Below are 6,951 nucleotides of genomic sequence, written 5' to 3'. Positions count from 1 at the left end.
GCGCCAGCGGCTTCGTTCAATCCCCAACCGCAATTTGCAAGAAAATCGGCACCCAGGTCCCAATTTCTGGCAAATCCAATTGCACGAATTCCAGCAATTTCTATTGCCAGCCAGTCGCTTCGGGATTTTTCACGGACGACTCAATAAACTCAAGCATTTTCGAGCCATCGCCACACGCTACGACAAGCTCGCCAAAATATTCTTGGCCGGAGTTCAACTCGCTTCTGCTATGATCTTGCTCAACTGAAGACAGGCCCTAGTCAGTCGCGTTCGAGAAAATTCGAGCCAATGCTCGCCTTCTTCTTGATCGGATCGAAATCGCAAAAAACGCCATCGGCAACTAGCGTATAGCTTGCGACAACGTTGTACTTGTCGAGTTTCACCGAGTTCAGACCGATCACGCGGGTGCTGGTGCCGCCGTTCCATTTGAACGGCGTGGAGCTGGACGCTCGCTCGCAAGCTGCGACCGCGTCCGCGAACACATAGCCCTCAACAAAGCTTCTCAGCGTTTGGAGCTGGGTGTTGATCTTCCAGTCGATGTACGAGGTGGTCGCAAGACCTGCGACGGTGAGCAACAACAATGCGACAACGGTTCGCTGAAACCACATCTTCGCCCCCCAATTAAAAAAGCTCGCCGCGTAAAAAACGTCAGAACGTCATGCCCATCAATTTCGACAATCGATCGATGTTGAGAAAACCCTCGTAGTAAGCCGCCATGCCCGCCGCATAGATCACTGCCGACAACACTGTGGTCCAGATCAGCTTGCTCCCCATGCGGGCGGCAATCGGCGCCCCCGGATCGGTGCCCGGACTTCCACCGCCGTCTTCGTGCAGGCTGCGAACGCCAAACGGCAGTGTGAGAAACAGCGTGACCCACCATACGACGAAGTAGATCGCGAAGGCGGTTGAGATGGTATAGGCCATGGCTAATGGTCCAATTCTAACATTCGCATCCCTTCTCAGCGGCCAACGAACTCGCGGCTAGGTGGCTGGCGAATGTCAAATCCACTCCACCAGGCTCAGGCCTGCTCGATTTCGACAAGCGCGCCCGAAAAATCCTTCGGGTGCAGGAAAAGCACCGGCTTGCCGTGGGCGCCAATCTTGGGAACGCCATCGCCAAGCACGCGAGCGCCCTCCTTGATCAGCCGGTCACGCGCGGCAATGATATCGGGTACGTCGTAACAGATGTGATGAATGCCGCCGTCCGCGTTCCGCTCCAGGAATTTGGCGATCGGCGACGTCTTGCCCAGCGGCTGAATGAACTCGATCTTGGTATTCGGCAAGGTGACAAACACGGTGATGACGCCGTGCTCCGGCAAGGGCACCGCCGCGGAAATCTCAGCACCGAGCGCGCCATAGATCCTGGCGGCCCTTTCGGCGTCGTAGACTGCAATTGCCACGTGATTGAGCCGGCCGAGCATTGGCACCTCCCTCACCCCTTATAGCTTGGAGAGTGCGCCGATTCCAGCATTCGCATCCCCTCTCAGCGGCCACTCTTGCGAATGTCAAATCCACTCCAATGGCTTCATCAGACCGTGAGCACATGAACGAAGCACAGCGGTTTCTTGCCCCAGTGCTCGTTCACGCTGGCGCGCACGGCGCGCCGCACCGATTCCGCCAGCGCGTCCGGATCGCGCCGCCGCGACCGCGGCAGGCCTTCCACGGTCGAGACGATGACATCGAACACGATTTCATCAATGACCTCGCCGGCCGCGTTTTTCTCGGGGACCCCGATCAGGTCGATCTCGGGATCGTCGGCAAGTTCGCCCTTTTCATCCATCGCCAGCGCCACGAAGGCACACCCGGCAAATGCCATCCGCCGCCGCTCGACGACGGCGCGTGATTTGGAATCCTCCAGAATGCTGCCGTCCTTGTAGAGCCGGCCGGATGGCACCTCATCAATGATGCCGGTCTCGCCGGGTCCAAGCTTCACCTGGTCGCCGTTGCGGCAGATCAGCACCTTCGGTACGCCGGCAGCGCGCGCCAGCTTGGCATGCTCGAACAGATGCAGCGCCTCGCCGTGAACGGGAATGAGCAGTTGCGGGCGCACCCAGCCGATCATGTCGCGCAATTCATCGCGGCGCGGGTGGCCCGAGACGTGAACGAGGTGAGTTCGATCGGTGATGACCTCGATGCCCTGCACGATCAGGCCGTTGATGATCGATCCCACCGCCTTCTCGTTGCCGGGAATGGTGCGGGAGGAAAAGATCACGCGGTCGCCCTTGTTGAGCGTCACCTGCGGATGATCGTCGTTCGCGATACGCGCGAGCGCCGCGCGCGGCTCGCCCTGGCTTCCCGTGCACAACGCCAGCACCTTGTCCGGCGGGAAATGACCATAGAGCTCGGCGCTGCGGAAATTCTGCACGCCCTCGAGATAGCCGGTTTCCCGCGCCACCTGGACGACGCGATCCATGGCGCGTCCGACCACCACCACCTCGCGCCCGGACAGACGCGCCGCATCCGCAACCGCCCGTATGCGGGCGACGTTGGAGGCAAACGTCGTCACGGCGACCCGGCCCCTGGATGCCTTTACAAGTTCGATGATGGTCTTGGCGACCTCGGTTTCCGACGGCGAGCGGCCATCGCGGACAGCGTTGGTGGAATCGCCGATCAGCGCCAACACGCCGGCATCGCCCAACTCGCGCAACCGCCGCTCGTCGGTCGGCGGACCTGCGACCGGGGTCGGATCGAGTTTCCAGTCGCCGGTATGCAATGCGGTTCCGACCGCCGTGTGAATGGCGAGCGCGTGCGATTCCGGAATCGAGTGCGCCACCGGAATGAACTCGACGCCGAACGGCCCGAGCTCGATCCGTCCGCCCGATGGCACGACGGTGACCGGAATCTTCGGCGGATTGCGCTCGGCGGCGCATTTGGCTTCGAACAGTGCGGCGCTGAACTTCGTCGCGTAGATCGGGCATTTCAGGCTAGGCCAGAGATCGATGATGGCGCCGAAATGATCCTCGTGGGCGTGGGTCAGCACGAGCCCAACCAGATTCTTCCGCTCCTTCACCAGAAAGCTGATATCGGGCATGATGGTGTCGATGCCCGGAAGGTGTTCTTCATCTCCGAACGAGACGCCGAGATCGATCGCCAGCCACGATCGCTGCCGACGGTTGCCGAACCCGTAGACCGACAGGTTCATGCCGATTTCGCCGACGCCGCCAAGCGGGGCAAAGGTGAACTCGTCGCCCTCCGCCATTAGCCGGCCCTCGCGGAAGCGGCGACGCCGAAATGCACGTCACCGGCCGAGATCGGCACCCGGTTCCCGGTGGAGGTTTGGACGATCATGCAGCCGGTGTCATCGATGGTGTCGAAGATGCCAGACACCGTGGCACTGCCGGTACGGACCGCGACAGGCTGTCCGAGTCCCGCCGCCAGTGCCAGCCAGCGCCGCCGGATTTCTCCAAAGCCCCGGCCCTGATCCCAGATGGCCTGGCATTCGGCCCAGCTGTCCGACAGCGCGGTAAACAGCTCCTCTGCGCTAATCTCCAGACCCAGCGCCTTGAGCGAGGTCGCAGGCGTCGGCGTCCCCTCCGGTGCGCCCACGATGTTGGTGCCCATGCCAACCACCACGGCAAGCCGCCCGTCCGGTTGCACCTCGGCCTCCAGCAGGATGCCACAGAGCTTGGCCGGCCCCGCCAGGACGTCGTTGGGCCATTTCAGCGAGAACGCGACCGATGCCGAGCCAGCTACGGCCCGAAGCGCGCTCGCCTGGGCCAGGCCTGCGGCAAAGCCGAGGGTCGCAGCCGTCGCGGGCGCCACATTGAGGGTTTCGAGCACGCTGGCGGCAAGGTTACCGCGCGGCGCAATCCACGCCCGCTGCCGCCGCCCGCGGCCGGCGATCTGCTCGGTCGTGACAAACCACATCGGCCCGCGCTCACCAGTGTGGGCCCGTGCCATCGCTTCCGAATTGGTCGAGCCGATCTGATCGAAGCTTGCGAGCCGGTAACCGGCCGATATGGCTCGTGGACCGAGCTTAAATGTCATCTAGAATAAGGATTTTGCCGCTGCTGAAGCCATGCTCACCAGCGGTCCGGGATAAACAAAGAAAAAGAGATTGAAGAGACCGGCAATCGCCAGCACCGCACGCAGCTCCACGCGGACGGGATCAAGCCGGGGCAACGGCTCCTCGAAATACATCACCTTGACGATCGAGAGATAGTAATAGGCGCCGATCACGCTGGTCACCACGCCGATGACAGCGAGCGTAAACAGGTTTGCCTTGATCGCCGCGACAAAGACGTAAAACTTGCCAAAAAAGCCCGCTAGCGGCGGAACGCCAGCCAGCGAGAACAACAGCATCGCAAAGATGAAGGCTACCATCGGGTTGGTGCGGGAGAGACCGGCGAAGTCGCTGATATTTTCGACGTGCTGACCATTGCGCTTCATCGCGAGGATCACGGTGAAAGCACCCAGCGTCATCGCGACGTAGATCGCGATATAGACCAATACGCCCTGCGCACCCTCGGCCGTGCCCGAGGCAAGGCCAACCAGCGCAAATCCCATATGGCCGATCGAGGAATATGCCATCAGGCGCTTGATGTTCGTCTGTCCGATCGCCGCGAACGAACCCAACGCCATCGAAGCGATCGCGACAAACACGACGATCTGCTGCCACTGCGGAACGATGCCGGGGAACGCCGTCAGCGTCACACGGGTGAAAACTGCAAGCGCCGCCACTTTCGGGGCCGACGCAAAGAAAGCCGTGACCGGGGTCGGCGCGCCCTCGTATACGTCGGGCGTCCACATGTGGAACGGCACCGCCGAGACCTTGAAGCAGAGCCCAGCCAGCAAGAACACGATGCCGAACACAATGCCGATCGAGCCGGACTTCACGGCCGCCGCGATGCCGGCAAAGCTGACCGTGCCGGTAAAGCCATAGATCAGCGAAGCGCCGTAGAGCAGCATGCCCGACGACAGCGCGCCCAGCACGAAATACTTCAGGCCGGCTTCGGTCGATTTGACGTCGTCGCGGTTGGAGGCCGCAACCACATAGAGCGCAAGGCTCATCAGTTCGAGACCGAGATAGAGCGCAATCAGATCGCCGGCCGAGATCAGCACCATCATGCCGAGCGTCGAAAGCAGGACCAGGATCGAGTATTCGAAGATGCGCCGCGACGTATCGGCCAGAAACTCCGCCGACAGGATCAGCGTGGCGCCCGAGCCGATCAGCGCCAGTATCTTCAGGAAGCGGGCGAAATCGTCGACGATGAAGCTGCCGTTGAAGGTTACCAGTTTCCCGGCAGGCAGGGTCAGCTCCAAAACGCCAACGATCACGAGAAGGACGACTGCAAGGGTGGTGATAAGGCCGGTGGTGCGGACGCCCTGAAAGGCTCCGACCATCAATAGCACCATGGCCCCGACCGCCAGAACGAGCTCCGGCAAGACGGGCAGCAATTGATAACCTGCGCTTTCAAAGCTCATGACAGTTCGTCCAGTACTATTGCATCAGCGCGGCCGCCTTAACGGCCGTCACCGCGGTATTGTAGTTATCGACCAGCTGCTGCACCGAGGCCGCCGACACATCGAGGATCGGCTTCGGGTAGACCCCGAAGAAGATCGTGAGGACCACCAGCGGCACCAGCGTCACGCTCTCGCGCCAGGTCAGATCCTTGATGGTGGCAAGCGACGGCTTGACCAGCGCACCGAAGACCACCTTGCGATAGAGCCACAGCGCATAGGCCGCCGAGAGGATCACGCCTGTGGTCGCGAATACCGTTGTCGGCAGCGAGACCTTAAAGGTGCCGATCAGGGTCATGAACTCGCCGACGAACCCTGATGTGCCGGGCAGACCGACATTGGCCATGGTGAAGACCAGGAACACCAGCGCATAGAGCGGCATGCGGTTGACCAGGCCGCCATAGGCGGCGATTTCGCGGGTGTGCATGCGGTCATAGACGATGCCGACGCAAAGGAACAGCGCGCCGGACACGATGCCGTGCGAGATCATCTGGAACACGCCGCCCGCCACGCCCTGGGTCGTGCCGGCGAAGATTCCCATAGTGACGAAGCCCATGTGCCCCACCGACGAATAGGCGATCAGCTTCTTCATGTCCTCCTGCATCAAGGCGACCAGCGAGGTGTAGATGATCGCAATCACCGAGAGCGAGAAGATCAGCGGCGCAAAGTATTGCGAGGCCAGCGGGAACATCGGCAGCGAAAACCGCAGGAATCCGTAGCCGCCCATCTTCAGTAGAATGGCGGCCAGGATCACCGAGCCCGCCGTCGGCGCCTCGACGTGGGCGTCCGGCAGCCAAGTATGCACCGGCCACATCGGCATCTTCACCGCAAAAGAAGCGAAGAAGGCGAGCCACGCCCAGATCTGCAACGATCGCGGCACCGCACTGTGCATCAGGGTCGGGATGTCGGTGGTGCCCGCGTTCCAGTACAGCGCCATGATCGCGAGCAGCATCAGGACGGAGCCCAGGAACGTGTAGAGGAAGAACTTGAAGGAGGCATAGACCCGCCGCGGTCCGCCCCAGATCCCGATGATCAGGAACATCGGGATCAGGCCGCCCTCGAAGAACAGGTAGAACAGCACGAGGTCGAGCGACGAGAAGGTGCCGACCATCAGCGTTTCCAGGATCAGAAACGCCATCATGTATTCGCCGACGCGAACCTTGACCGATTTCCAGCTCGCCAGGATGCAGAATGGCATCAAGGCGGTGGTCAGGATCACGAAGGGCAGCGAAATGCCGTCGACGCCCATGTGGTAGGTAATGGCGTTGGCAAGCCAGGGCGCCTTCTCGACGAACTGAAAGTCAGCCTGCGACGGATCGAAGCGCGCGACCAGGATCAGCGACACCGCAAACGTCACGAGCGTGGTCCAGAGCGCGATCCAGCGCACGTTGCGCTGGGCGGCCTGGTCCTCGCCCCTGACGAGATAGACCAGCAGCGCGCCGACCGTCGGCAGGAAGGTAACGACCGAAAGAATGGGCCAGGTCGTCATCG

Annotated in this window: 7 protein-coding genes and 1 pseudogene; 1 reads left to right on the top strand and 7 read right to left on the bottom strand. The window is 61.6% G+C overall.

The window, feature by feature from the left end; all coding sequences use genetic code 11:
• Positions 1-247: pseudogene (locus tag M6D32_RS12370) on the top strand (hypothetical protein); the annotation flags it as partial.
• 13 nt (positions 248-260) lie between these two features.
• Here M6D32_RS12370 and M6D32_RS12365 read toward each other — a convergent pair.
• The 7 genes from M6D32_RS12365 to M6D32_RS12335 form a co-directional block, all read right to left on the bottom strand.
• On the bottom strand, positions 261-608 hold the full coding sequence (locus tag M6D32_RS12365) for a hypothetical protein (protein WP_298256442.1): 348 nt from the start codon (positions 606-608) through the stop codon (positions 261-263).
• A gap of 40 nt (positions 609-648) precedes the next feature.
• Positions 649-924 (bottom strand): DUF1467 family protein, encoded by a 276-nt coding sequence (locus M6D32_RS12360; protein WP_298256440.1) that lies wholly within the window; start codon positions 922-924, stop codon positions 649-651.
• Positions 925-1,019: 95 nt separating this feature from the next.
• On the bottom strand, positions 1,020-1,421 hold the full coding sequence (gene mce / locus M6D32_RS12355) for a methylmalonyl-CoA epimerase (RefSeq protein WP_298256438.1): 402 nt from the start codon (positions 1,419-1,421) through the stop codon (positions 1,020-1,022).
• A gap of 107 nt (positions 1,422-1,528) precedes the next feature.
• The gene (locus M6D32_RS12350) at positions 1,529-3,199 is read right to left on the bottom strand and encodes a ribonuclease J (RefSeq protein WP_298256436.1); all 1,671 of its coding nucleotides are present in this window, start codon (positions 3,197-3,199) and stop codon (positions 1,529-1,531) included.
• Positions 3,199-3,987 carry a biotin--[acetyl-CoA-carboxylase] ligase gene (locus M6D32_RS12345; protein ID WP_298256434.1) on the bottom strand — a complete coding sequence of 263 codons (789 nt, stop codon included), beginning with the start codon at positions 3,985-3,987 and terminating at the stop codon, positions 3,199-3,201. The genes M6D32_RS12350 and M6D32_RS12345 overlap by 1 nt, the downstream gene beginning before the upstream one ends.
• Positions 3,988-5,424, bottom strand: coding sequence for an NADH-quinone oxidoreductase subunit NuoN (gene nuoN, locus M6D32_RS12340; protein WP_298256432.1), 1,437 nt, complete (start codon positions 5,422-5,424; stop codon positions 3,988-3,990). It abuts the gene before it with no gap.
• 16 nt (positions 5,425-5,440) lie between these two features.
• Positions 5,441-6,949 carry an NADH-quinone oxidoreductase subunit M gene (locus M6D32_RS12335; protein WP_298256430.1) on the bottom strand — a complete coding sequence of 503 codons (1,509 nt, stop codon included), beginning with the start codon at positions 6,947-6,949 and terminating at the stop codon, positions 5,441-5,443.
• Positions 6,950-6,951 lie beyond the last annotated feature (2 nt).

The sequence above is a fragment of the Bradyrhizobium sp. genome (assembly GCF_027307225.1).
Classification (GTDB): domain Bacteria; phylum Pseudomonadota; class Alphaproteobacteria; order Rhizobiales; family Xanthobacteraceae; genus Bradyrhizobium.
The sequence above is the reverse complement of the archived record's forward strand: the minus strand, read 5'-3'. Positions and strand labels throughout refer to the sequence as shown.